This is a genomic window from Bacteroides mediterraneensis (assembly GCF_900128455.1).
In the GTDB taxonomy this organism is placed as follows: Bacteria; Bacteroidota; Bacteroidia; order Bacteroidales; family Bacteroidaceae; genus Phocaeicola; species Phocaeicola mediterraneensis.
Genome location: NZ_LT635783.1, coordinates 2,179,219 through 2,203,694, shown reverse-complemented (window position 1 = coordinate 2,203,694; position 24,476 = coordinate 2,179,219). Strand labels below are relative to the sequence as shown.

15 protein-coding genes and 1 pseudogene are annotated in these 24,476 nt (G+C 46.7%); 4 read left to right on the top strand and 12 right to left on the bottom strand.

The features are described from left to right. Positions 1-161: 161 nt before the first annotated feature. Genes mobA through mobC form a run of 3 tightly spaced genes read left to right on the top strand, consistent with a single transcriptional unit; the run spans position 162 to position 3,858 of the window. Positions 162-587, top strand: a complete 426-nt coding sequence (gene mobA / locus BQ7480_RS09085) for a conjugal transfer protein MobA (protein WP_005944180.1) — start codon at positions 162-164, stop codon at positions 585-587. Next, entirely contained in the window at positions 566-1,816 is a 1,251-nt protein-coding gene (mobB, locus tag BQ7480_RS09080; RefSeq protein ID WP_005944183.1) for a conjugal transfer protein MobB, read from the top strand. Before mobA ends, mobB begins: the two co-directional genes overlap by 22 nt. A gap of 32 nt (positions 1,817-1,848) precedes the next feature. Continuing rightward, the gene (gene mobC, locus BQ7480_RS09075; protein ID WP_005944186.1) at positions 1,849-3,858 is read left to right on the top strand and encodes a conjugal transfer protein MobC; all 2,010 of its coding nucleotides are present in this window, start codon (positions 1,849-1,851) and stop codon (positions 3,856-3,858) included. 144 nt (positions 3,859-4,002) lie between these two features. Here the strand turns inward: mobC and BQ7480_RS09070 are convergent, their stop codons facing one another. The 10 genes from BQ7480_RS09070 to BQ7480_RS09025 all read right to left on the bottom strand — a co-directional run bounded on the left by BQ7480_RS09070 (position 4,003) and on the right by BQ7480_RS09025 (position 17,604). After that, positions 4,003-5,784 (bottom strand): UvrD-helicase domain-containing protein, encoded by a 1,782-nt coding sequence (locus BQ7480_RS09070; protein ID WP_005944188.1) that lies wholly within the window; start codon positions 5,782-5,784, stop codon positions 4,003-4,005. Between the two features lie 4 nt (positions 5,785-5,788). Continuing rightward, entirely contained in the window at positions 5,789-7,570 is a 1,782-nt protein-coding gene (locus BQ7480_RS09065) for an ATP-dependent nuclease (RefSeq protein WP_005944191.1), read from the bottom strand. A 19-nt stretch (positions 7,571-7,589) separates the two neighbouring features. After that, positions 7,590-8,720, bottom strand: a complete 1,131-nt coding sequence (locus BQ7480_RS09060) for an ATP-binding protein (protein ID WP_005944193.1) — start codon at positions 8,718-8,720, stop codon at positions 7,590-7,592. Positions 8,721-9,019: 299 nt separating this feature from the next. Further along, complete coding sequence (locus BQ7480_RS09055; protein ID WP_005944195.1) at positions 9,020-9,637, bottom strand: RteC domain-containing protein; 618 nt, start codon at positions 9,635-9,637, stop codon at positions 9,020-9,022. A gap of 210 nt (positions 9,638-9,847) precedes the next feature. Further along, positions 9,848-10,261, bottom strand: a complete 414-nt coding sequence (locus BQ7480_RS09050) for a dihydrofolate reductase family protein (protein WP_005944197.1) — start codon at positions 10,259-10,261, stop codon at positions 9,848-9,850. 281 nt (positions 10,262-10,542) lie between these two features. Further along, complete coding sequence (locus BQ7480_RS09045) at positions 10,543-11,865, bottom strand: sigma-54-dependent transcriptional regulator (protein WP_005944275.1); 1,323 nt, start codon at positions 11,863-11,865, stop codon at positions 10,543-10,545. Further along, positions 11,858-14,176: a hybrid sensor histidine kinase/response regulator gene (locus BQ7480_RS09040; RefSeq protein WP_005944277.1), complete on the bottom strand. Its 2,319-nt coding sequence runs from the start codon at positions 14,174-14,176 to the stop codon at positions 11,858-11,860. The genes BQ7480_RS09045 and BQ7480_RS09040 overlap by 8 nt, the downstream gene beginning before the upstream one ends. Then, positions 14,176-16,101, bottom strand: coding sequence for a tetracycline resistance ribosomal protection protein (gene tet / locus BQ7480_RS09035; RefSeq protein ID WP_065739727.1), 1,926 nt, complete (start codon positions 16,099-16,101; stop codon positions 14,176-14,178). The genes BQ7480_RS09040 and tet overlap by 1 nt, the downstream gene beginning before the upstream one ends. Before the next feature lie 256 nt (positions 16,102-16,357). Then, the gene (locus tag BQ7480_RS09030) at positions 16,358-17,215 is read right to left on the bottom strand and encodes a GNAT family N-acetyltransferase (RefSeq protein ID WP_005944281.1); all 858 of its coding nucleotides are present in this window, start codon (positions 17,213-17,215) and stop codon (positions 16,358-16,360) included. A gap of 11 nt (positions 17,216-17,226) precedes the next feature. Continuing rightward, entirely contained in the window at positions 17,227-17,604 is a 378-nt protein-coding gene (locus BQ7480_RS09025; RefSeq protein WP_005944282.1) for a nuclear transport factor 2 family protein, read from the bottom strand. A 118-nt stretch (positions 17,605-17,722) separates the two neighbouring features. Between BQ7480_RS09025 and BQ7480_RS18190 the strand changes: the two are divergent. Next, a pseudogene (locus tag BQ7480_RS18190) lies at positions 17,723-18,002 on the top strand (DUF418 domain-containing protein); the annotation flags it as partial. Between the two features lie 186 nt (positions 18,003-18,188). On the opposite strand, the gene BQ7480_RS09015 reads toward BQ7480_RS18190, so the two are convergent. Both BQ7480_RS09015 and BQ7480_RS09010 read right to left on the bottom strand, forming a co-directional pair. Next, entirely contained in the window at positions 18,189-24,032 is a 5,844-nt protein-coding gene (locus BQ7480_RS09015; protein WP_015532455.1) for an N-6 DNA methylase, read from the bottom strand. Beyond that, complete coding sequence (locus tag BQ7480_RS09010; RefSeq protein WP_005944286.1) at positions 24,022-24,474, bottom strand: DUF1896 domain-containing protein; 453 nt, start codon at positions 24,472-24,474, stop codon at positions 24,022-24,024. The genes BQ7480_RS09015 and BQ7480_RS09010 overlap by 11 nt, the downstream gene beginning before the upstream one ends. Positions 24,475-24,476: the final 2 nt, after the last annotated feature.

Sequence of the window (24,476 nt, the reverse complement as noted above, 5' to 3'; positions counted from 1 at the left end):
ATGTCTTTTCAGCCGCTCAAAACGTTTTGAGCAGCCACGAAAAGCACTTGCCCTTGCAGGGGGCGGGCTTCCTCTCCGAAGTCGGGAAGCCTTTCAAACCTGCGGTGTCTGTGCCAAGAAGCGGCGGCTTATGCCGTCCATCCGCTAAATCCAAAGTTTATATGAAAGAGAAAAGAAACAAGACCGGGAGAAATCCCAAACTTGATCCGGCGGTGTTCCGCTACACCGTCCGTTTCAACGAGGAGGAACACAACCGTTTCCTCGCCATGTTCGAGAAGTCGGGCGTTTACGCCAAGTCGGTTTTCATCAAGGCGCACTTCTTCGGGCAGCCGTTCAGGGTGCTGAAAGTGGACAGGACGCTGGTGGATTACTACACCAGACTGTCCGATTTCCATGCGCAGTTCCGCGCGGTAGGCACGAACTACAACCAAGTCGTGAAGGAACTCAGGCTGCATTTTTCCGAGAAAAAGGCGATGGCGTTGCTCTACAAGCTGGAGCAACAGACCGTCGAACTCGTGAAACTGAGCCGTCAGATTGTGGAACTTTCAAGGGAAATGGAGGCGAAATGGTCGCAAAAATCAGTGTAGGAAAGTCGTTGTACGGCGCGCTTGCCTACAACGGGGAAAAGATCAACGAGGCGAAAGGGCGTCTGCTCACCACCAACCGCATCTACAATGACGGCACGGGGACGGTGGACATACGCAAGGCGATGGAGGGCTTTCTTGCCTGTATGCCGGAGCATACGAGGGTGGAGAAACCGGTACTCCATATCTCTCTCAACCCGCATCCCGACGACGTGCTGACCGACACGGAATTGCAGGACATCGCACGCGAGTATCTGGAGAAACTCGGCTACGGCAACCAGCCGTACCTTGTTGTCAAGCACGAGGACATAGACCGCCACCATCTGCATATCGTGACAATCAATGTGGATGAGAAAGGCAGGCGGCTCAATCAGGATTTCCTTTTCCGTCGCAGCGACCGCATCCGGCGGGAACTGGAACAAAAGTACGGGCTGCACCCGGCGGAACGTAAGAATCAACGGATAGAGAACCCGCTGCGCAAGGTGGACGCTTCGGCGGGCGACGTGAAGAGGCAGATCGGGAATACCGTCAAGGCTCTGAACGGACAGTACCGTTTCCAGACGATGGGTGAATACCGCGCCCTCCTTTCCTTATATAATATGACGGTGGAGGAAGCGCGGGGAAACGTGCGCGGACGCGAGTATCACGGGCTGGTCTATTCCGTCACCGATGATGCCGGGAATAAGACGGGCAACCCGTTCAAGTCCTCGCTTTTCGGGAAGTCCGCCGGCTATGAAGCCGTGCAGAAGAAGTTTGCCCGTTCCAAGCAGGAGATTAAGGACCGGAAACTCGCCGACATGACAAAACGCGCCGTCCTTTCCGTGCTTGAAGGCACGTATGACAAGGAGAAGTTCGTTTCGCGGCTCAGGGAGAAGGGTATCGACACCGTGCTGCGCTATACGGAGGAAGGACGCATCTACGGAGCCACGTTCATCGACCACCGCACGGGCTGCGTGCTGAATGGCTCGCGCATGGGCAAGGAGCTTTCCGCCAACGCCTTGCAGGAACACTTCACGCTGCCTTATGCCGGACAGCCGCCGATTCCGCTGTCCGTTCCGGTGGAAACAGGAGAGGATATGCGCAGACAGACCGCATCCGACCACGAGGACACGGTGGGCGGTGTCGGTCTGCTCACTCCCGAAGGTCCGGCAGTGGATGCCGAGGAGGAAGCCTTTATCCGGGCGATGCAGCGCAAGAAGAAAAAGAAAAGGCGCAAGGGCTTGGGAATGTAATCGAGGTATCAACAATCAAAAATTTTCAATCTATGTCACAACAAGAAGACGATTTGAGGGCATTGGCGAAAATCATGGATTTTCTGCGTGCCGTGAGTATTATTTTAGTGGTCATGAACGTGTACTGGTTCTGCTATGAAGCCATACGGCTATGGGGCGTGGACATCGGCGTGGTGGACAGAATCCTGATGAACTTCGACCGCACGGCGGGGCTGTTCCGTTCCATCCTCTACACGAAACTGTTTGCCGTTCTCCTGCTTGCCCTGTCCTGTCTGGGGACAAAGGGTGTGAAGGGAGAGAAAATCACTTGGGGAAGAATCTGGACGGCACTTGCCGCAGGGTTCGTGCTGTTCTTCCTCAATTGGTGGATACTGGCATTGCCGCTGCCGGTTGAAGCGGTGACGGGGCTTTACGTGCTGACCGTAGGCACGGGCTATGTATGCCTGCTGATGGGCGGTCTGTGGATGAGCCGCCTGTTGAAGCATAACCTCATGGATGACGTGTTCAACAACGAGAACGAGAGCTTCATGCAGGAAACACGGCTTATCGAAAGCGAGTATTCGGTCAATCTGCCCACACGCTTTTATTACAGGAAACGTTGGAACAACGGCTGGATCAATGTCGTGAATCCGTTTCGTGCGTCCATCGTGTTGGGTACGCCGGGCAGCGGAAAGTCATACGCGGTAGTAAACAATTTCATCAAGCAGCAGATTGAGAAGGGCTTCTCGATGTATGTCTATGATTTCAAATTCAGTGACTTGTCCACGATTGCCTATAATCATCTGCTCAACCACCCGGAGGGGTACAAGGTGAAGCCGAAGTTTTATGTGATAAACTTCGACGACCCGCGACGCTCGCACCGTTGCAATCCCATTCACCCGGACTTCATGGAGGACATCACGGACGCTTACGAGAGCGCGTACACCATCATGCTCAACTTAAATAAAAGTTGGGTGCAGAAGCAGGGCGACTTCTTTGTGGAATCGCCCATCATCCTTTTCGCGGCTATCATCTGGTATCTTAAAATTTTTCAGAACGGCAAGTATTGCACGTTCCCCCATGCCATCGAGTTCCTGAACCGCCGCTATGAGGATATTTTCCCGATTCTGACCTCTTATCCCGAACTGGAGAACTATCTCTCACCGTTCATGGACGCATGGCTCGGAGGGGCTGCCGAGCAGTTGATGGGGCAGATCGCATCGGCGAAAATTCCACTGTCACGCATGATTTCCCCGCAGCTCTATTGGGTGATGTCGGACAGCGAGTTCACGCTGGACATCAACAATCCCGAAGAGCCGAAAATCCTCTGTGTGGGCAACAATCCGGACCGTCAGAACATTTACGGGGCGGCTCTCGGTCTGTATAATTCCCGTATCGTGAAGCTCATCAACAAGAAAGGGATGTTGAAGTCGTCAGTTATCATCGACGAGCTTCCGACGATATATTTCAAGGGGCTGGACAACCTTATCGCCACCGCACGAAGCAACAAGGTTGCCGTATGTCTGGGATTTCAGGATTTCAGCCAGTTGGTGCGTGACTATGGCGATAAAGAAGCCAAAGTCGTGATGAATACTGTCGGAAATATCTTCTCCGGTCAGGTGGTGGGCGAAACCGCCAAGACGCTTTCGGAGCGGTTCGGAAAGGTGTTGCAAAAACGGCAGTCTATCTCTATCAACCGGCAGGACGTTTCTACATCCATCAACACGCAGATGGACGCGCTTATCCCGCCGAGCAAGATTTCCGGATTGACGCAGGGCATGTTTGTCGGTTCGGTGTCCGACAACTTCAACGAGCGTATCGAGCAGAAGATTTTCCACTGTGAGATTGTCGTGGATGCCGAGAAGGTGAAACGCGAGGAGAAAGCCTACAAGCCGATACCCATCATTACCGACTTCACGGACGAGGATGGCAAAGACTGCATGAAGGAAACAGTGCAGGCGAATTACAGGCGCATCAAGGAGGAGGTGAAACAGATTGTTCAGGAAGAGTTGGAACGCATCGCTAATGACGAAAATCTGAAACATCTGTTGCAGCAGAAATAGCCGACAGGAGGCAGTCGGTAACGGAAACGGGCGGGACAAGTTTGATACCTTGTTCTGCCCCGTTATAAGCATATTATTACCAAGTAGTTAAATATAAAGCAAAAAACAGATGATGGCAAACAATATCGCATCATCTGTTTTTGCTTAGAACAATTTATTTCTCCAACAATCGATATCGTCTGATGGAACGGCTATCCATAACATTTTTTTAGGTCGTGTACATGCAACATACACAATGCGGAGTTCTTCATTATTGTCAACAGAATACTTTGCAGGATTATTCAAAATCGTTGCATAGTTCGTGCTGACAGCTTTTTTAGATAGAAATACTAAAATAGCCTCCAATGTCATGCCTTTTACCGAATGAATTGTTTTCAGGTAAGGTCGCTCTTGCCGAAAGAGATGATTTACTGTTCTAAAAAGCGATTCAATACGGACATTCGCCTTGCCCAAATCAACAGTTAGATTTATGCCCGTTTGTTGAAGTTCCGTAATCCAATTAGACAGTGTATTATTCGTTGAAGGTAATTTTTGAATAAACTCAACCATTTCTGCTCTATGTCTTCTAAACCCTACTTCCCCTATTTCTTTTCGTATTGTACTTGCGGGAACATACCGTACTCGCTTTGTTATTTTATAGCAACCTTTTTCTATAAGAGATAGTCCGTCAGTATATTTTCCATGATCAATCAAATATTTTCCATATACAATATCTCTAACGCCGTAGTGTCCGTTTATCCACGGACTATTCTGTCTTGATGAGCTATCATTGTTTACTAATCCAAAGTTTGTTTCGCCAAACTTTTGTCCTCGAAATACAACTGCATATTCAGATTCATCCAATCCCATCTCATTGCATTTTTCGATGAAATGATTCGTAATTTGATTGACAGATTCCGGCGTGTCGAGATGCCCTTTAATACATGGCTCGTCTGTGTAATCCTTGTCACTTGCTATTGAACACATTTCATTTCCTGAGAAACGATTAGCTAATTGACATATTTTTTCGGAGCTACGTCTATTTTCCGACAAATCCAATGAATGCCAATCTGGATTATTGTATTTTTCCATAAATAAATGTGGACTGGCAGTATTCCATTCAAAAATTGCTTGGTCAGGATCCCCAATCAACATAATAGATTCCGCTCCATATTGAGATAATTTATCAATTATAGCCATTTGCAACTCTGTTGTGTCTTGAGCTTCATCAATTATCAATATAGGAAATCTACGGACAAGATTTTGTGTTATTGAAGGATATTTATCTAATATTCTGAATGTAAAATATATCGCATCTGCCTGATTGAACTTGCCTGCATTGAAATGTTTCCATTTCATCTCTTTCAATTCAGATATAATCTTTTTAGGTGAACCATCTTTCTTATTGGGATTATCCCAATCCGCTTTTCCGAAATGATATGACTGATATGGGGCTAATCGCAATAATTGGTCATTAAGCCCAAATGATATGAGATCGAAATAGTAGTTGGTATCACGAGATGTAATTATTCGTTCACCGTGCTTACCCCTAATATATCTTGTTTGGGTCGGATCATAATCAAACCATTTATTAAATGCGGTTCCTACTATTTCAGGACGACAATCACATCCCATAACTAAATGGGCATAAGGCAGAAATATGTAAGTATTTATAAAACTATCAATCGTCCCTATAAATGAAGGATAACCTATATTTCGACAACCGAATGTCTCTTTAAGTTCTTTTTGTATAACCTCACATGCAGTGTTGGTAAAAGATATGGCTGCAATTCCTCGGTGTCTCGATAAATTATTCTCTCGTAAAAGTTTTGCCATACGCGCAGCCACAGAGAAAGTCTTTCCACTTCCCGGACAGGCTTTCACGACAATTCTCGGCTCGTTGCAACCTACAACAGCTTGTTGTTGTGCTGATAATTGAATATCCATACTTTTATTCTGAAGGGGCTATGAACAAAATAGCATCCTTTATATAATCAGGTACATCGAACGCTACTTCGGTTTCTAATCTATCACAAAGTTGTAATGCAAATTCCGCTTTATCTTTATTAGATTTGAGTTTTTTCATTAAAGTAGAGACATTAAAATCACCACTTAAATCATCTGTTTGAGCATGTATTTTTCGATATACATCTCGCATTATAGCTTTGTTACGCTCAGATTGTTCGAATAAATCATGCTCAAGAGTGTGTGTAGCCAAACATACTTTCAGGTTATGTTTCTCTAAATCCTTTGCTTTTTGCGCTCTGTCAGATATATCTCCATTGTCTTTGGGATCGCTGTCTGTAATGATCGCACATTTCGACAATAGTCGCTTTCTCTCATCATCATTGTTAAATAATAACCCAAAATGATTGAATGCGACACCTCCGATATTGACTAATTCAATGCCACTTTTACACAAGTCGATTTTTTCGGTCAAGAATTTCTTTGCGAGAATGGGTATAATAATCGCTTCTGCGACACCTTCTACCAACAACACTCCGTTAGCAAAAAATAATTGAGCTTTTGTCGTGTCCAAGAATTTTCGCAAATGTCGTTTACTTTCTTTCGGATAATCATCTTCCGATAATTCATCAAATGAAAATGACTGTATAATACTTTGTTTACGTTGCAAAATGGAAATATTATTGACATCCGATTTAGCCGTAATTGTCGGTGAGTGCGATGTTACAAATACTTGAAGTCCTTTGCTTTGTAATTCATTTAGATACTCGAAGAAAGTATTCTGATACTGTGGATGCAAGTGTGCTTCGGGCTCTTCCACAAGTAAAGCGTTGTAGATTTCCAAAGCATGGTCTTCGCATCTGTTGATAAGATCTCCTAAGACAACGGATGTGAAAATAAGATTGTTTTCACCTAAACCATTTTGAGATAGGGTAAAGTATTTCTGTTCTTGTCCGGCTTCGACTGTTTTATAAACCGGACATTTTAATTCGATACCACGTACAACATCCGAGAACTCTCGGCCTACATAGCGCATTTCTATATCAGGATGTTTTAGAGTTATTCCTGTACCTTCAAGATGCTCATTAACTTTGCTCTTTCCTGTAGTTAAAATATGTTTCCAATCATAAGCATCATTCTCGAAGATTTGGTATAGATTTTTTGCAAGTGATTTTTTCTTTTCTTCATTCAGAGGTATGCTTTCGTTGCCTTTGTCATATTTTGTAAGTTGGTTGAATAACTGCGATGTTTTATTGTCATATGAATAAGGTCGCAGACAACTTACGGCATCTCTTAGTGGACTTAAATAGGTATAAAAGATTTCTTGTAAAGATTCATAAGGTACTTGCTGCCCTTCGTTGTCTCCACCCCATATTATTCGTTTGAAATATTTTTTCTTCCCATTATTTTCTTGGATGAATTTCAAATGCAACTGTATCGTTTGCTTGTCAGGATTGTCTTTATCTTGTGATATGAAATCATAGAAACATTCCCTTTCAATTGACGCATCTCCAAATTCAAATATCAAGTCAAATTGTATGACTGTGTTGATTTCTGAAGGATTTTCCGGATTAACATGTAAATCTCCGTCTTGCACATAAATAAAGTTATCTGGTTTACCGCATCCGAGACATATACGTAAGGCATCTATAATTGCGGTTTTTCCCGAATTATTTTCTCCAATCAGTATATTTATACCATTCTTGAAATACAAGGTGATATCATCGAATACTCTAAACTTACTAATATGCAACCGGCTTAAATACATACTCTTATAAATTTTTACATTACACAAATTCTAAATAATTTTCCCTGTTCACCACATGAAACTCTACGTGTGGATATGCTTCTTGAAATACTTTTGGAACAGTCGGCATCTTGTTCCCCCATTTAAATTCCAATGCGGTCAGATTATTAGGATTCTCTTCGATAAGATCAATCTCTTGTTTATCGTAAGTACGCCAAAAATAGAACTCCTTATGCAGCCCTTCGTTGAAATTCGCCTTACGACGCTCTCCGATGATATAGTTCTCCCACAATGCACCAACATCCTGCCGAATAGCCAATGGTGAAAAAGCACCTATAATAGCATTTCGAATGCCATTATCATAGAAATACCACTTCCCAGCTTTCGTCACCTCCTTGCGAAGATTGCGCGAGTAAGCCCCAAGACGATATATAACGAATACTTTCTCCAAGAGGTCAAGATATTTTTCAACTGTTGTTTTGCTCATGCTGAGCTGTTTACCTAACTCATCGTAAGAAACTTCACTGCCCAACTGAAAAGCTATCAATCGAAGCAGATCGCGCATCTTGCTCGAATTTTTTAAGCCGTCAATTGCTAAGATATCTTTAAGCAGGTATGCACCTACAATATCGCGTAAATAGTCTGTTTTACGTTCATAGTTCTCCATCATTACTACTTCAGGATATGAACCGTAAATTAAACGGGCTTCAAGATTCTGACGAGTTTCAAAAGGGGTTTCTATTTGTGCTATTTCCCGTTGCGAAAAAGGAGTAAGTAAAAATTGCGTACTGCGACCTACCAACGGTTCACCAGTCTTATTCAGTAAATCGAATGATGAAGAACCACTTGCCAAGACGCTTATTCCCGGTATTTCATCAACTATCAACTTCAGAATACTACCGATTTGTGGTATGTTCTGTGCCTCATCAATAGCCAGCAAATCAATACCATCCAGCAAATGTCGATAATTGGCAATTGAGCGATTCTCCAAAAGTGCTAATGTGTCGTAGTCTTCACCGTTGAGCATCATAGTCCTACCTGAATAGTTGTCCACAATTTTACGCATCATTACCGTTTTACCAACACGGCGGGCACCAAAAATTAATACTGCTTTATTGGGCGCGATTCGTGCAGTAATCTTCTCTTGAAGTATTCTATTTACTGTTTCCATACCTTTATGAATTATAGTGCAAAGATAATCATAATTTTTTAATTGGCGAATTTTACACAAAAAACAAACTGCAAAGTGGCGATTTTTATAGATCAATCTTAAAGTAGTTGTTTCATCGTTCGTAGTAATTATAAATGCTAATAGCACTAATTGTTCTATTATTTCCCAGACATAATGTTTTGCAGTTTATCTTTATCGGATTGAAAGGTTTCATATAGAACTAATTAGTATGTAATCAAATATAAACTAAAAAGACAGGAATACATGCATCCTGTCTTTTTATTTATAATGGATATTTTTTATCTTCTCATGCGCTCCATTTCTTCGTCGCGGAGCATTCTCTCGTTCAGTTTCTCCTGCATTCTGTTAAGGAAATAGGTGCGGCTTTCGTTCTTCCGGCGTTTGATGTCTATATAGAAGCGGTAGCAGTCCTTTGATTCAACCCCGAAAATCTTGTAGAGAAGCGGGGCCAGCTGTTTGAGCGGCATGTTGCCGTTGTTGATGCAGCCCATCTCGTTGATGCCGTAGATAAGTTCCACGAGGTCGATGGCGTTGCCCGTCCATTGCAGGGGTGAGGCGGGATTTTCGGTTGTGTTGTCGGAGGATGTACGGATGGGGATTAGTGGTGGCACTTGGGGAGCGGCAAGGAACTTCTGCATCTTCCTCACGAAAGAGAGTGCCTTGCTGATGTAGGCTGCAACCTCCCTCTTTTCTTCGGGAAGATTGCGCACGGGATGGTGCTGCAACTCGATTTCAATGTAAGCCAGCGCAATGATGGTGCGGTTGGTGTCCACATTGCCGCTGCATAGTTCGATCACTTGCGTGGCGAAAGCCGTGTATGCCGTTTCCATATTGCAGTCCCCGGCTTCGTTTATACGGCGGAAGAACTCGGTTTCCGCCAATAAGAAATAATTCATGTCCTGTCAATTTTGAAATTTTACACTCTGTTTTTCGGTATGCGCACATGAATATGATTGGCAAAAAGCGTGTACATAAAAGAAAAAATCCGGCACGCTCTCTGCAAGGTGCTGGATTTCAGTGTGATAATTTCTCAATTTATTTATCCGACAGGAATTGTATTCAGCTTAAAGTGTTCATTTACTGAACATTCGTCCACTTTCCGGACATCAAACGCACGCTTTATAGATATGGCGGACCACTCCGTTGCGGTACACCTTCTGTGAGGTCAGCGTCCATTGTCCCTGTGGCAAGGCGGACTGGAAGAAACGCTTTCCCGTTCCGGCAATGAAAGGAATCGTGTAAAGTATGATTTCATCCACCACACGCATACGCAGCAGCCCGTTGATGTAGTCCGCCTTTTCAGGAGTGACTTCTGCCAGATAGCAGATGTCTGTTGTGGATTTCCGCCATTCGTCAAGCATAGATATGGAATAATCCGGTGTGATATGATAAAGGGCGTTTTCCCTTATCTTATTGATGCCGCAATCTTCAAGGCGCAGTTCCTTATACGCTTTGCAACATAACTCGGAGCTTTGACAACCGTCCATCGTGAGGACGGCAAGAATCTGTACTTTACCCATTATCGTTTCCTTTCGTTGGGCAAGGACAAAAAAGTAGCGTGCAAATCACACTACTTTCGAGCGACGGCTCTGGTAAAGCCTTTTACGGAGAGTACGTGAATGCACGCTATGCGTAGGCATAGCATAAGCATCACGCAATCGTCTCCGTAGTGTCAATTTACCAGATTTTCGCTCGAAACGCCTTGCGGTCTTATGTTATATATAGGCGGCAAAAGGCTCTGCCAGTCGCCGTTACCTTCTAATATGTCATGCAAAGATAGCCATTTTCAGCGAATTGCGGGCTATGGTTGCTCAAATTTATACTTCAATCCATATTCTTCCAGTTTATTATAGAGTGTTGTCCTGCCTATTCCAAGCAATTCGGCAGCGACCTTCCGGTTCCCGTCAGCCTGCTTCAAAGCACGCAGAATCCGCTCTTTATCTTCCTCATCGTTGCGTAGGGAGAAGCCGGTAATAGAGGTTGTTTCGGTTATCCCAAGTTCCAGATGCTCTTTCGTGACAAGTCCCGTCTGTGCCTGCAACACCGCGCCCATGATTTTCTGCCGAAGCTCGCGCACGTTGCCCGGCCATGAATGGGTCAGCAACGCTTTCCGTGCTTCGGAGCTGAATCCGCTAACCTTGCACTCCAATTCATTATTGGCAATCTCGCGGAAAAACTCTGCCAGCGGCATGATGTCTTCCTGACAATCACGCAGCGGCGGAACGGTTATATCGAAGTCGTGCAGACGGTACAGCAAGTCCTGCCGGAAACGCTTTTCATTGACCGCCTTTTCCAGATTCTCGTTGGTGGCAGCGATAATACGGACATTGAAACTTCTATCCGTCCTGTCACCAACGGGGCGGTATCGCCGCTCCTGTATGGCACGCAGAAGCATCTGTTGGGTTTCCGGTGCGAGGTTGCCCACTTCGTCCAAAAACAGCGTGCCGCCTTCGGCTTCATGGAAATATCCTTTCTTGGCACTGTCCGCACCGGTGAATGCGCCTTTGACGTGTCCGAAAAATGCCGATGGAGCAAGCTCTTTGTTTAACGATCCGCAGTCCACAGCCACGAACGGCTTGCCGGAACGTTTGCTTTTATCATGCAGATGGTGGGCGATATGCTCCTTGCCCGTGCCGTTCTCTCCGAATATCAGTACGCTCATGTCGGTTGGTGCTACCAGCCTTATCCGGTGCATGATTTTCCGGAAGGCGGAACCGTCACGGGCAAACACGGGCATACGGCTCCGCCCGATATTCCGCTCTTTCAGTATGGTACGGAGAAGAGGCACGAGTTTGTCCTCCACGAGTTGTTTGGGTATGTAGTCCAGCGAGCCGAGTTTCATACTTTCAACCGCCGTATGCACTTCGGCATAGTCGGTCATGATGATGAACGGCTGCGTCATACCCTCTTTGCGCATCCAACGCAACAGGTCGATACCATTGCCGTCAGGTAGGCGCAGGTCTGAAACCACGATGTCCCCGTCAGCGGCTTGTTGCAGAAGTTTCCTCGCTGTCGAGAGGTGGAAAGCCTGCACGGTACGGAATCCCTCACGTGCCAGCAGGTTACAGACAAACTCGCAATACACGATGTTGTCCTCCACCACGATGATTTTTATCTTATCCATTGTTGTATTTCTTCCTTTCTTCTTTTGCCAGCCGGATTATCTCCGAACCCTTATCCAGCACAGCTCTTACGGCATTGCCTATTGCTTTGTCGTCAGGTGTGCCATTGTGATGAATCAGTTTATAAAGTTCCCTCAACGGTCTGTCGGCACGGAGTATCTCCCAAGAGCTGCGCAGGTGGTGTGTTAGGGCGTCCAGTTCCGGAAGGTCTTTCCGTTGTTCCGCATACCTGAGCGACTGCATTTCCTTTTCTGTTTCCGTTATCAATTTCTCCAGCATGACGGCTTCATTGCCGTAGGATAGCAGGGAGGTGAAACCCGGCTTTTCATTTTGTGCCGCATTCATGGCGCATTTATTTGAAATCTCCATCAGTTCAGATATGGAGAACGGCTTGAACAGGCATTCTGTGAATCCATGTTCTATAAGTTCCTCTTTGCCGCAACTGCCCGAAGCGGTTGTCACGATTACCGGGATATCCCTTGAATTGCCAACGTTGGAAGTGCGCAACAGTTCCAGCAACTCGAAACCGTTTATATCCGGCATATTCAGATCCGTCAGAAGAAGGCTGTATTCCTTTTTTCGTATCAGTTCCATCAGCTCCGCAGCATTGGTGCAGGTATCGCAGTGTATCCCTTCCTGTGCATACATTTCTTTCAGCATCAGGAGCAGCACTTCGTCATTGTCGATGGCAACCACATCGTGGAATGTATGGTTATGATGAACCTGTGTTTGATTTATCCGTTCCGGTAGTTCCTCGGCTGTCTGCATGGGGATTTCCACCGTGAAACGGCTACCTTTGCCTTTATCGCTCTCCAGACGGATTGTGCCGCCGAGCATTGTCACAATACGCTGAACAATGGAAAGACCTAATCCGAAGCCATCCTTTGCGGCAGCGTTTGACAGACGTTCAAACGCCCCGAATACCCGTTGCTGTTCCTCTTCGGTCATACCTGTACCCGTATCTTCGACGATAAGTTTCAGCAGACCGTTATCATAATCTGCCCGCAAAGAAACACTGCCGTTCTCCGTGAACTTGATAGCGTTGGACAGCAGGTTGTTCCCGATTTGCAAGATGCGTTCCTTATCTGTACATACAAAGGCATCCTTGTGGCAATGTATTGTCAGAGTCAGTCCTTTGTTTATGGCGATTGGCATAAACTCCGTTTCGAGCGTATGTGTGATTGCGGAAATCCTACATGCGGAGAAATTAGGCTGTTCCTTGCCGTTGTCCAGCCGGAAAAAATTCAGCAGGGTGTTCAGCATTTCACGCATGCGGTCAGAAGATTCCTGAATGTTTCGGATATACGTCCCGGTTTTATCCGTATTGCAGTCTTTCCGCATCAGTCCGGCATAACCCGTTATTGCCGTCAGTGGTGTACGTAATTCATGGGTAATGGTATGAACGGCTTTCTTGCGAGAGGCTATCAGTGCCTCGTTTCGCTTTGCCATTTGTTGCAGTCGCTCAATTAAATCTGCGGTTTCCTGTTTATATCGCTTGATGCGGTTGGCATTTCGGTGTATGATGATATATGATATGACCAGTAGCAGTATAACGAACCCTGTCAAGCCCCCAATCTGAATGAACGACCGTTCCCGCATGGCTGTTATCTCGGCTTCCCGCTTTTGTAGGTCAGTTTGTACTTTCCCGTCTATTTGAACAACCAGTCCTTGCAGTTGCCTGTTAAGTTCCGCATTTCGTGCGGCAAGGCTATCGGCATGAACCGATAAGCGACGGCTTTGCGCCTGTTGTTCGGTTCTCATATTCCGGTTAAAGGAACGGTGCATCGTGGTAGTCACAGTTGGTTTCGCTTCTTCCTTTTTGCCGAAGATGCCCAAGAATCCTTTTCGTTTAGGTTTCTTGGGTTGTTCTTGCACACTTTTCTGCGCGATTACGGGTACTTGACGGGGTATCTTATCGTTGATGGCTTGTTGCTGTTCAAGTATCTGCACGATTTGGCACATCTGCCGTTCCTTATCTTCGAGAAGATGGCGTACGCTGTCTATACGCTCTGCCGGATAGGTAGCTTTGAAACGGCAGAGCATACTGTCCATTGCCATACGCTGTGCATGGTAATGTTCGATATCTTTATCGTTCCATTCCAGTATTGTTTCACCAAATAGAGAGAATTTTATCATTTGAATATTGATATTGTTTATCTCTTTTCGGAACTCGTCTATTTTTTTATTGTCAAGTTCTAATGCTTCTATCTCCTGCCATTCATAGAAGCTATTATATGCTATACATCCGATAAGAACGGAGATAAGTATATACCCCAACCGTATTGTCTTATAGAAATTCCTGGATCGTTCCATTATTTTGATGATACTGATTTTTCAAACATGAATAAAAGTTTATCCTTTTCTTCCATACGGGTATTATCAGAATAACCGCCTTTTGTTATTTGATACCCACACGGCTTAACCATAAAAGTGCCTAAGCCTTTAGTGTATGAACTTACTTCTGAGGCATAGTCTTTACTTGTATTTAATGGAACTTTCCCTTCAATAAGACACCACTCATTATTACAACTGATACCTTTAATCTCAGACATCATTTTTTGCAGATCTGTAATAGCTTTGGAACTTGCTACTTGTGGTATCTGTAACTCAAAATAGAGCATCGGTTCGAGAATATCCACTCCTGATTGTTGCAAAGCCAACCTGAAGACATAAGGAGACAATTGTCTAAAATCGGCAGGGGTACTTATCGGACTATAATAAAGGGCATAAGTAAAGGTTACTTTCAAATCCGTCACTTCCCATCCATGCAATCCCGATTGGCAAGACATACGGATTCCTTCAAAAACGGCATTTTGAAAAGAATGGTTCAGATAACCAAAGGAGATTTCACTTTCGATTTGCAACCCTGACCCTATCGGTAAAGGTTCAAGAGTCAGTCCTATGGAGGCCCAGTAAGGGTTGGGAGGGACTTCGATATGGATAATCTTATTCACCTTCTTTTTAGGTCGTTCTTTGTAGATAGTCTTGATTTCATCAAAATGGGCCTTTACGGAGAATCGTTCTTCCAGCAATGTTTGTATGATTTCTTTTTGGGTTAAACCATATAACGAGATTTCCAATTCATCACTATATGAATTTATGGAAAAGGACAGAGACGGGTCTTCAATAAACAATACATTTAGAGCGGATATCAACTTGCTTCTCTCTTCGGGCTTGTCTGGTCGGACAGAAGATTTGAGGGCGGGATGCTGATGAGATAATCCTTGAATCAGACAAGGTTTAACACCTAAATAATCTCCGATTCTTAATTCTTCTATATCTTCTATAATTGCGATATCATTAGCAACCACTTCATCAACATTTATCTCTTTGCCCTGATAAATGGTTTTTAGATTTTTAATCTTGATGAATTTTTCAGAATCATTGACTTTTATAACGGTTCGAAGTCTCAGCCTTCCGTCAATAATTTTTAGAAAACTTCTTTTATGCCCTTTGGGGTCATGTTCTATTTTATAAAGATAAGCTGAAAGTCTATTGGGGACTGATGCCGGAGGAAATATAAAAGAAATGATGGCGTCTAACAACTCATTGATGCCAATATTGCACATTGCTGATCCATGCAAGACCGGATAGGCTTTGGCTTTTGCCACAAGAGCGATTATCGCATTCCAATAATCTGCCGGTAAGATTTCTTTATCCGCCAAATATAGTTCTAATATATCGTCGTCATGGTTGCATACAAATTCTTTGTGTTCTGCCCTTATATCTGTTGGGGTGCAAATCGGGTAAACGACTCCATCGACAACCGTTTGCATAAACAAGACGTCTTGCGACAGATTTGTTTTTATGTCCAGATATAAACGCTCAAGATTTACGCCGGCACGATCAATCTTATTGATAAATATAATTGTCGGGATTTGCAGTTTTTGCAAAGTCTTGAACAGCAACTTTGTTTGTGCTTGTATGCCTTCCTTTGCCGATAATATGAGGACTGCACCATCAAGCATTTTGAATGTCCGCTCCACCTCTGCAATAAAATCCATGTGTCCCGGAGTGTCAATGATATTGCATTTCACACCATTCCAAACAATAGATGTCGTAGAAGCCCGAATAGTAATTCCTCTACGTTTTTCTATATCCATAGAGTCTGTTATGGTGTCACCTTTATCAACACTGCCGCGCTTTTCCGTTGCTCCGCAGGCAAATAGCAGATTTTCGGTTACGGAAGTTTTTCCTGCATCAATGTGAGCAAGAATTCCTAAATTTATAATGTTCATTTGATTAAGCAATAATATACTACAATAGATGCATTGCCGAAACGCACCTTTTAATACCTCCTCGTAGCATGTAGAAAACTACAGGATTCTTAACTCGTATTAATATGTATATTATTACTGCCGCATAATTGAACGCAAATTTACGAAAAAAAAGTTCCCTGACAAAAGCACAAAGAACTTTTTTAATCTATACGTATTTTTATTTGGTATTATTAATTTGTTATTTGATGATGAGGGCTATTCATATAAATGTAGGTTAAATTTTTCTGACCATTTCAAACTGTTGTCCTTTTGGGGTAAGTCCTAATGATGACAAGAAACCAGTGACTGATTCACAATCGCAATCAACATTAGTAAATTTGAGTACATCGCTTTGAAAATGACTGACAGCACTTTTAAGCAAAGACTTGCCTATTCCTTTACGCCGGTAATCTTTTGCAACTGCGAGGGATGAAATATCGCCAGATGCCGGTTCAAAGATAACAAATCCGACAAGTTCTTCTCTTTCATAAGCTCCCAATATGTCCAAATTGTCGATTCCGCGTTCCAGTGAAGCCCTGTCATTTTGCCATGAAGGATGAAAATCGAACCAGGCCGTTTGGTTAAGGCAGTTTTTTAAATCCGATGGGAGTATGCGACATGCGGTATGGTTTACTTGCAATACAGGAACAATATCGCTCAGTTTGGCAGAGTAGTAGTTGAAATTTCTCTGTGTTTCAAAGCCTAATTTGCGATATATTTTTATTGCTTTGTGATTGTGTTGCAAAACTTCCAGTACATATTGCCGAACTCCTTGTTGACATATCAATTCGAGGCTGAAAGTGAATATTTTTTGGGTTAGGTGTAATCCCCGGAATGAAGGTACGGTTCCCGTCCCTGTGTCATAGGCAGTCAAGATGTTGTTGTACATGCCTGTTCCGTTAAGCACAAAAGAAATCAGCCGTCCTTCGAAAAATACTCCGAAAGATAGTTGTGGATTGTATCCTCGTCGGTCGAGCATGCGTCGCAATTCATCCGCATTCAAAGAGAAATCATAATCTTTGAATGCAGATGAGAATGCCGCATACAAATCTTTGAAAGAAACGGACTCTAAAGAATGAATGATGATTCCCATATCGGACGGTGTTATGTGTTTGGATTTTCATCACTATTCTCTACGGGTAAACCGTGCTGTTTGAGAAAGCTGAGCTTATCCCAATAACCTCTTTGGAAAACTATTTTATCGTTTTGCACATGAAAGAATCCGCATCCTCGCAACCCGAGCGGATCTTTCCATTCCATGATAGCCCATTCTCCATCCTCGAATATATGCTCAACAATACAAACCATTTTTGAGGTTGCAAATTCATTTACAAACATTTCATGGATAGCTGTTTTTCCTATAACTGGGGTGTTTGCGACTTGATGGTTTATGGCATCCTGAGCGTATAAGTTTGCCAAAGCGACTGCATCGGCGGCGTTGAAGCAGTCAATCCATTTTTGTAGTATCTCTTTTGGCGTCATATTTTTCGTATCTTTTATTCTTTAATATTTAATTGTTGCTTTTTCCTCTATAAGTTAGAATTAGACATTTTTTCTAATTCCTTTTGGAAGGATCATCAAAAACAAAATTAGTATTTTTTTCTGTTTTACTGATGATTCTGTAGAAATATTCTCGTTCATATTATTGTGTCATAAGGAATGTGTCAAATAAAGCGGTTTCCACATTACAGCTTTATGGTAAAATGAGTTTAACCAACTACATAACGCAATCTGTTGTCGGTGCTGTTATCTATTTCCCATTCGTATTCTATTTAGCCCCTTATTGTGGGTATGCAGCAAGTTATCTTATCGAATTCATTCTCTTTGGGAGTCAAATATGGTTGTGCAAATGGTGGCTGACAAAACATAAACAAGGTTAGTTGGAATGTTTTTGGTATAATGTTTATAAACATAAATCAAGAAAGAGCAAATAAATTTAATAGAGGCTGCCCAAAAAGAAAGAAAGTCTTGCAATCACTCTCCTACAGATACTTGCAGAGGGGATATGATTTACTTTTAGACCTTTTGGATAGCCCCTATTAATATTTTATATAAAATTCCTAATTTTAAATTTTTATCCCTTTCGATCGGTTTTTATTCTTTAACTGAAAACCCGGTCGTCCGATGATGACATGGTCGCCAATGATGTTGCCCGTTGGATTTCGCTCATTCACCGGGCTGCGTATCTGCGGTGCATCATCAGTTTGTTGTGGCGATATGCTCCGTACACCTTCCGAAACAGGCTTGACCTCCTGTCCATCCTTTTCTTTTTCGTCGGCTTCCTGCGTAGGCGGCGCAAGTTCCAGCTGTATCTTTCGGTCAAGTGCGGCAAGTTCGGACTTAAGCTGTTTCAGTTCGTCCTCCTTTTTCCATACCTTGCCCGCTATCTCCTGCAACTGCGGAACTTCCTTTTCCAGCACCTCGTTCTTTCCCTTGTACTGGTCGATTATGGACGGAATCCGCTCCAATGCGTTCAGGAAATTACGTGCGGCGGCTACCGAATCAGCCATCGCCAGATGCCCGTTGTTGTAGGTGTACTTGTAGTTTCCCTCCACCACGAAGCGGTTATCGGTAAACTCCAGCCCCTCTTTGAGTATCCTCTCGCTTACCACCTTTATCGGAAAGCCGTAAAGTTCCCCGACAGGCTTGTACAGCCCGCCCGTAGTGGCGTTCTTGGCTATCTCCTGCAAACGCTTTCCGATAACCTTTTCATCGGTAGAATCCACGCCGTCCACCTTGACCGCATTCAGGCGGTTGCCCTCCTTGTCCGTCTGCACAACGGAAAGAAAGCGGTTCCAATCTTCCGTCATGGCTTCGATGACAGCCGTGTTGTTACGCAGTTCCCCCGTCTTGGCTTCCAGCTTGAACTCCGAATCGCGCTTGCCCTTGTTGAACGACTTGCGTTCCCCTTCAAGCGATGCGATACGCTTCTCCAGTTTCGCCTTGTCCAAAAGGTCGGTATTGCCGGAGAGCAACGCCATGTACTCCGAGAAATTCATGCCCGATTTCTCGTCCATCGCCCCCTCGTCGATGGTACGCGCGCCCATCGCCCCGCTTTTAAGCTGCGAGATGAACGTCTGCTTGCAGTGCAGCAGGTTGAACTTGTAGCTGTCCAGCGACTTTTCCACCGCGTAGATGATGACATCCACATTGTTCCCGGCAAAATGCTTGGCAATCTCGTTGCCTGCCCTGACTCCCCGTCCGTCACGCTGTTGCAGGTCGGACGGTCGCCAAGGCGTATCCAAATGATGGATGGCGACACACCTTTTTTGCGCATTCACGCCCGTTCCGAGCATGGAGGTGGAACCGAACAGCACGCGCACCGTTCCGGCGTTCATGGCGTCTATCACCGCCTTGCGCGCCTTGTCGGTCTTGCACTCCTGAATGAAGCGCACCTCGCTTGCCGGTATGCCGTAGTCCTCCGTCAGCTTCCGCTTTATCTCACTGTACACGTTCCACCCGTCGCCCGGCTGGTACGTCCCCAGATCCGAGAACACGAACTGCGTGCCTTTCTGCGCGTCGTATTTATGGTAATACTCCGCAATCGTCTTGGCACAGTGGGAAGCCTTGTTGTCGGGGTGGTCTTCGTAGTTCGGGTCTATCATGCGCATATCGAGAGCCATCTTCCGTGCGTAATCGGTGGCGATCAGCATCTTTGCCTTCTCTTCCGTTTCCGACAGGGGCGGTCTACCGAGCAGCGTGGCGTCGCCCGTCTTGGCGAACTGCATCAGTTTTTGAATGAAGTCCTCCTGCTCCGGCGTGGGCGGTATATGGTGCAGTATCTCGTTCTTGTGCGGACGATCCACACCCACATCCTCTGCCGTGCGGTAGTCGGTTATCTCGTTGTAGAAGGCGGCAAGCTCCGGCACTTTGATGAAGTAGCGGAAACGCTCCTTCTGCACCACGTTGTTCGTCACGTTGAACTCGAAATCGGTCGTCTTCTTGGCGAAGATAGCCGCCCATGCGTCAAAGCACCGGATATCCTGCCGTTCCAGTTCCTTCGGGCGCAGGTACTTGAAGAGCAGGTACAGTTCCGTCAGCGAGTTGCTGATGGTCGTGCCGGATAGGAACGTCGCCCCCAAGTCCTTACCCGTGCGCTCTTGTATGGTGCGGATGGCAAAAAGCATATTCAGGGCTTTCTGGCTTCCTTCCGAGTTGCCCAAACCAGCCACACGGTCATGCCGCGTGTTGAAAGTCAAGTTCTTAAATTGATGCGATTCGTCAATAAAAATATGGTCGATGCCCATCTGCTTGAAGTCCACCACGTCGTCCGTGCGCGACTTGATGGCGTGTTCCACCTTCTCCAGCTTCGCTTCAAGGTTGTGCTTGCGCTTTTCCAGACCTTTCAGCATCGCCCTCGATACGTTCTTGCCCTGCTGCCGCAAGACTTCGAGGTTTTCCTCCACCGTGTCAAGCTCCGCTTGCAGGATGCGCTGCTGCAACTCCGGCGACTGCGGAATCTTGCCGAACTGGTCGTGCGACATGATGACGCAATCATAGTCGTTGTTCTTGATGTTGTTGAAGAAACGCACGCGGTTGGCGGTCGAAAAGTCCTTCTCCGAGGCATAGAGAATCCGCGCGTTCGGGTATGCCGCCTGATAGGTGGCGGCAATCTCCGCGACATTGGCTTTCAGCCCGATAATCATCGGTTTGTGCGCCAAATTCAGACGCTTCATCTCATGCGCTGCAATGCACATTATCAGCGTCTTGCCTGTACCGACTTCGTGGTCGCAGATGCCACCGCCGTTCTGTTTGAGCATCCAGACGCAATCCATCTGCGACGGATAGACGCTCTTGATACCCCTGCTTGCCAGCCCTTTGAGGTTGAGGTCCGGAAAGGTCTGGTGTGAGCCGTCATATTTCGGGCGCACGAAACAGTTGAACTTGCGGTTGTACATCGTCGTCAGCCGTTCCTTGAACTGCGGCGACTGCTCTTCCAGCCATTCCGAGAACCCGTTACGGATTTCGTCAATCTTGGCGTTGGCGAGCTGTATGCCCTCGCTGTCGCGTACCTTGATGTCGTTTCCGTGTTCATCCTTTCCTATGGACTTCATCATATCCGGGCAGGTGTTATGCAGGGCGTGTTTCAACAGGTGCATGCCGTCATAGTTCCGGTAATAGCCCTTCACTAAAAACTCGTCCGTGATTTTCATGGTGCGGTAGCCGCACGCCACCGAAAATTCGTCCATGCTTGCGGAGTAGGCGATTTTCACGTCCGTGTCAAAAAGACGGCTCATGTAGGCGGCATATACGCCCGTCGGAATCCAGCGTTCCCCGAAATTGAAGTCGAGGTCTTCAAAAGCGATGCGCGGCGGCTCGGCTTCTTTCAGAGCCTCCAACGCCTGCTTCACTTCCGGCATACGCCCGTTTTCGGGGTTGTCGCCCATCCATGCCTCGATGCGTTCCGCCTTCTCTATCACGTTCCCGGCGATGAACCTGTCCTTTATCTCGTAACCGGTTACGAGCGGGTTGTAGAAGATGCGTCCTTTGAGGGCGTCAAGCAATCCCTCCTCCGTACTGTCGGTTATCTCCCGCATATAGTCGAGATTGACCGTGCCGAACTTGTTGAGCGATGCGGAGAGTGCCTCTTCGGGAGAGCTTACGTTGGCATGGCTCTCTACCGAGAAGGAAACGGGACGCTCGAAAATGTCCGCCTTGACGAACCTGCCGTCCTCCGCACGTTCCAGCGAAAGGATGTCGCGTCCTCCTGCATCCATCACCACCAGTTTCACGTTCTGCTTGGCGTTGAGGTTGCCGTAGCGCATGACAAACTCGTCATAGCAGGTGTTCAGATGCTCACGCCACTGCGGGTTTTCCTCGCGCCTGTTCGATTCATAACGGTACAGACGCTCGTATGCGTCACGGAGCGACACATACAGCAACGCCTTCTCTTTCTGATAGCCTGTCAGTCCAAGCGGCTGGAATGTCGCGCCGTAAGGCGTGATGTCTTTCAGATAACCGATGTTACGACGCCCACTGTCAGCCACTAACGAGCCTTCACGCAAGTGCATTTCCGGCGTGCGGTGGTAGGGACGCGGCGACAGGTCGGGAGCTTCCTCTTTCGGTTTTTCCGCTTCCATTTCGGGAAAAAGGGAGGTTGCAGCCGCTTCCGTTGCGGGAGCGACAGGAATGGCGGCAACTTCCGGCTGTGTTTCGGGTTGCCGTGTTTCCTGCTCCGGCGCGGCTTTCACGTCCGGGACATGCTGCCGTTTCTCCTGATGCTGTGCCGCCAGCCTGCGAAGTTCCTTGCGTCGCTCCGGCGTGAGGTCCATCATCATTTCATAGAAGCCGTTGATGGGCGGATTGGTGTCCCAATCCAAAGTAGCGTAAATATCATCCGGATCGGCTTTGGCTGCGACACTCACCGGCTTTGTTTCATGGCTGTCCCTGCTTTCCGTCGGCGGTGCGGCAGACGGCTGTGGCGGTGCGGTCGTAACCTTCGGCGTAACCTGCGCCTGCGGTTTGGGAGGCATGCGCCTTGCCGGGCTTTCCTTTTTCGCCGTCTTTTTCTTCTTGGCGGGTGCTTCCTGCTTGCGTACTTCCTCCGTCATGCCCCAGAGGTCGAGCAGGGAGAGCTGCACGCCCTCCGAATAATCGGGGCGGCGCGGCTCTATCTCCGACTTTTCTTCCTCCGGCTGCGGTGTTGCCGCTTCGGGCTTCACTGCCATTTCATGACGTGGCTGTATCTCAGGAGTGACAACCGGTGTGGAAATGGTTTCTGTCACCGTGCTTTTCCCCTGTGCCGGATGCAGGCTGTGCATTTCATACAGCTTTTTGTCCAACTTATACAGCTCAATATCCATATGTTCCCGCAAATCCTCCGCCATTTGCTCGATGCCGTCCCGGTGCATGACTTTATAGGCTGGTTTCCCGTAAGGGTCTGTGCCGCTTATCAGATCCGAGTGGGGAATCATGCCGATGCTGCCGACATACCCGTTCTGGAAACTACCTATCGGTGTCTTTTCCGTCTGCACGAACAACTCTTCATAATCGTACAGCTCCCGTTTCTTGCCGCTGTTCTTTTGCAGGATAATCAGGTCGCTACCCACTTCCGTACCCGCGTTGTCCGTGAAGAGGTTGTTCGGCAGGCGTGCGACTCCCACCAGATTGGCATTACGCATCATATACTCGCGTATGGGCGCGTTGGACGGTGCGTCCAGTACCCCTTGAGAGGTGATGAACGCCACGATGCCGCCCTCACGCACCGCGTCAAGGCTTTTCAGGAAGAAGTAGTTGTGTATTGCCTTCGGTGCGGAACGCCTTGCCGGGTCTTGGCTGCCCGTGAACTCCGGGTCGAACACAGCCACGTCGCCGAACGGGATGTTCGAGATAGCAAGGTCGAAATAGTCCGTGAATGGCTTCTCTATCTTCTCGAATCCCTGCACCCTTACCTTTTGGTCTGGATGCAGGTATCCCAATATTTTGCCCGTCATCAGGTCTTTCTCGAAAGCCATGATATCCGCGTCCGGCTTGTTTTCCAGCACGGCATCCACGAATGCGCCCACGCCCGCCGACGGCTCCAATACGCGATCGGGACGTATGCCGTGTTCATGCAGTACATCCGCGATAGTGCCGGTTATCTCCGGCGGGGTGTAGAAAGCGGTCAGCACGGACTGCTTCATGGCATCCACGTACCGCTTGTACTCCGTATCGTCCTTGCTGTTTTCACGCACCAGCCTGTGCAGCTCCACCGTAGGGGCAAACAGTTCGAGGTCCGATTTCGCCCAATGCACGGCATCCGTCAGTTCCTTTGCCGGGTTCAGTATGCACTTCAATCCGCCGAAACCGCAATACTTCCGAAGTATGGCTTGTTCCTCGGCGGTTGCCGTCCTCCGTTCCCTGTCAAGGATGAATGCCGTCCGTATCGCCTCGATGTTGTCCCGCAGCCGTTGTTTGCGGTTAAACGCCATACTCGTCGATATAAAGGACGGCGGCTCCCGTCAGCTCCGTGTAGAGCAGGTCGTATTCGGGCGACAGGGCGAAGTTGTCGTCCGAAAGGTCATAGGCGGAGAATACATTACCGACAGGCGGCAGCAGCTTTCGGATGAAGGCTTCGCGTTTCTTTTCCGGCACTTCGTTGGCAAACTCGTTTTCCACGACTTCGCGGAGGATGGCGTACTTGGAATAGCGAAGCCCCCGCAGGAGCGTGTCCATCGCCAACTCCTGCGCCCCTTCGGGCGGATAGCCTTCGAGCCGCACACGCTCATACGTTTCGGCGGCACGGTCGGCACGCTCCCGGATGAAGGCATCATCGGAAGCCTGTTCAAACCTGTTCGTGCGGAGGTAGTCCAGCAGGTACAGACCGTAATAGGAAAAGTCGGTCTGACCCTCGTTTTTCTTCTTGTTGTTCATTA